At 72.8% G+C, this 2,777-nt stretch carries 2 protein-coding genes; both read right to left on the reverse strand.

The window, feature by feature from the left end; genetic code table 11:
- Positions 1-20 precede the first annotated feature (20 nt).
- Positions 21-1,691, reverse strand: coding sequence for a phosphoenolpyruvate--protein phosphotransferase (gene ptsP, locus C7C46_RS33170; RefSeq protein ID WP_110673613.1), 1,671 nt, complete (start codon positions 1,689-1,691; stop codon positions 21-23).
- Positions 1,692-1,814: 123 nt separating this feature from the next.
- Entirely contained in the window at positions 1,815-2,264 is a 450-nt protein-coding gene (locus tag C7C46_RS33175; RefSeq protein WP_110673614.1) for a PTS sugar transporter subunit IIA, read from the reverse strand.
- Positions 2,265-2,777: the final 513 nt, after the last annotated feature.

A 2,777-nucleotide genomic window follows, 5' to 3' on the forward strand; every position in this document is an offset into this window, starting at 1 on the left:
AACCATTCGTCAGCTACGGCTCACTCGCCGGACAGCACCTGCTGCGCGGCAGCCCGCGCCTCCTCGGCACTGTCCGCCGCCCGGGCCGCCTCCGCCGCCCGCCGGCACTGCGCCAGCGTCGCCTTGGCCAGCGCCGCCCGCACGTACGGGATCGAGGCCGCGCCCATCGACAGGCTGGTCACCCCGAGACCGGTCAGCACGCAGGCCAGCAGCGGGTCGGCCGCCGCCTCACCGCAGACCCCGCAGCTCTTGCCCGCCGCCCGGGCCGCACCCGCCGCCGCGGCGACCAGGTCCAGCAGGGCCGGCTGCCACGGGTCCTGCAGCCGGGCCAGCGCACCGACCTGACGGTCCGCCGCGAAGGTGTACTGCGCCAGGTCGTTGGTGCCCAGCGAGAGGAACTCCACCTCACGCAGGATCGAGGAGGCCCGCAGTGCCGCCGACGGGATCTCCACCATCGCGCCGAACTTCGCCTGCAACCCGGCCTCGGTGCAGGCCTGGGCGAACGCCTTGGCATCGGCCCGGTCGGCCACCATCGGCGCCATCACCTCCAGGTGCACCGGCAGCCCCTCGGCCGCCGTGGCCAGCGCCCGCAGCTGACTGCCCAGCACCTCGGGGTGCTCCAGCAGGGTGCGCAGCCCGCGCACGCCCAGCGCCGGGTTCGGCTCGTCCGCCGGGGTCAGGAAGTCCAGCGGCTTGTCGGCGCCGGCGTCCAGCACCCGCACCACCACCCGGCCCTCGGGGAACGCCTCTAGCACCTTGCGGTACGCGCTGACCTGGGCCTGCTCGGTCGGCGCCTGCTTGGAGTCGTCCAGGAAGAGGAACTCGGTGCGGAACAGGCCGACGCCCTCGGCCCCTGCCGCCAGCGCGGCCGGCACGTCGCCCGGGCCGCCGACATTGGCCAGCAGCGGCACGAGGTGTCCGTCCGAGGTCTGCCCGGGACCGGAGGAGGCGGCCAGCGCCGCCTTCCGCTCGGCGGCCAGCGCGCGCAGCTCGTCCTGCTTGGCCCCGTCCGGGTCGACCAGCACCTCACCACTGCTGCCGTCCACCGCCACGACCACGCCCTCGGCCAGCTCGGTGGCACCCGGCAGCGCGACCACGGCCGGCACGCCCATGGCCCGCGCCAGGATCGCGGAGTGACTGGTAGGCCCGCCCTCCTCGGTCACGAAGCCCAGCACCAGGGTCGGGTCCAGCAGTGCGGTGTCGGCCGGCGCCAGGTCCCGGGCCAGCAGCACGTACGGCTCGTCGCTGTCCGGCACCCCCGGCATCGGCACGCCCATCAACCGGGCCACGATCCGGTTGCGCACGTCGTCCAGGTCGGCGACCCGGCCGGCCAGGTACTCGCCGGCCGAGGCCAGCAGCGCCCGGTAGGCCGCGAACGCGTCGTACACACCGCGCTCGGCACTACTGCCCACCGCGATCCGGCGGGCCACGTCGGCCATCAGCTCCGGGTCCTGGGCCATCAGCGCCTGGGCCTCCAGCACCGCCTGGGCCTCACCGCCGGCCAGGTTCCCGCGCGCCACCAGGTCGGCGGCGACCGCGTCCACGGCCTGCTGGGCCCGCGCCTGCTCCCGCGGTGCCTCCGCGGCCGGGACCTGGGACGGCGCGGGCTCGAGCACCGCCGTTCCCATGTGCCGCACCGGGCCGATCGCGACGCCGTGGCTCACGCCCACGCCGCGCAGCGCCTTCTCCATCGTCTTGCTCCCCACTCACTGTCGGTGTCTTCGCCGGCCGGTCCGGCCGCTTCGAGCTCGGCCCCGCGGGAGAGCCCCGCCCCACCGAAACACGGGGGGTGGGACGCTGTCCCGCACTCGGGCTCAGTGCCAGGTGAAGAGCTCGCCGCCGCTGGCGACCTCGCCGGCCTCGGCGATGCTGCTGAGCGAGCCCGCCGTGGCCTCCAGGGCCACGATCGGGGAGATCGGCGACTTGCCGGCGGCCTCGACCGCCGACGGGTTCCACCGGATCACCGGCTGGCCGCGCTTGACCTGGTCACCCTTGTTGACGAGCAGCTCGAAGCCCTCACCGTTCAGTTGGACGGTGTCGATGCCGAGATGGGTGAGCACGCCGTGGCCGTCCGCGTCCATCACGACGAAGGCGTGGGGGTGCATGGAGACCACCAGCCCGTCGACCGGCGCGACCGCGGTAGTGGGCTCGCGGACCGGGTCGATGGCCGTGCCGGGGCCGACCATCGCGCCCGAGAACACGGGGTCGGGCACGTTGGCGAGTCCGATGGCGCGGCCGGTGAGCGGCGACGTCACTGTGGTCATGGTGGAGCCTCCCAGGTGCGGAGTACAGCGTGCGCCCGTCAGGAGCGGGCGCGGGATATACCGTCTGTAACCTAAATCATGTCAACTCCGGACATCACTGGACAGATCACCCCTGCTTCAACCTGGTCTCCGGGTCGGGCGCACGACGCGTCGTGCACACCCCGAGCCTTGATTCCAGGCCGGTCAGGGCTCTGCTGGACCCAAGTGGTCTAGTCCTCTTCGTCAACGCGCCGCACTCTACGGCATCCGAGTGAGCCGGACGATCGCCCCGGCGCGGCAACCTGTCCGGTGCTGGTGCGGCCTCGGTCGAACGCGCACCATCCTCGATTAGGCGCTCCGCCGCCGAGCGGCTATGGTTGCTCAGGTCGCCACGATGGCGGCGGTGATCCCAGCGACACACTCGAGTGAATGTCCGGTTAATTCGGGACGAACTCGTCTGATACGCTGAGGACACGAAAGAACGAAGCCCGGAGAGAACGCGAGAGCGGGATCGAAGGAAGCGTCCGTTCCTTG

This window comes from Streptomyces tateyamensis, from assembly GCF_003205575.1.
Classification (GTDB): domain Bacteria; phylum Actinomycetota; class Actinomycetes; order Streptomycetales; family Streptomycetaceae; genus Kitasatospora; species Kitasatospora tateyamensis.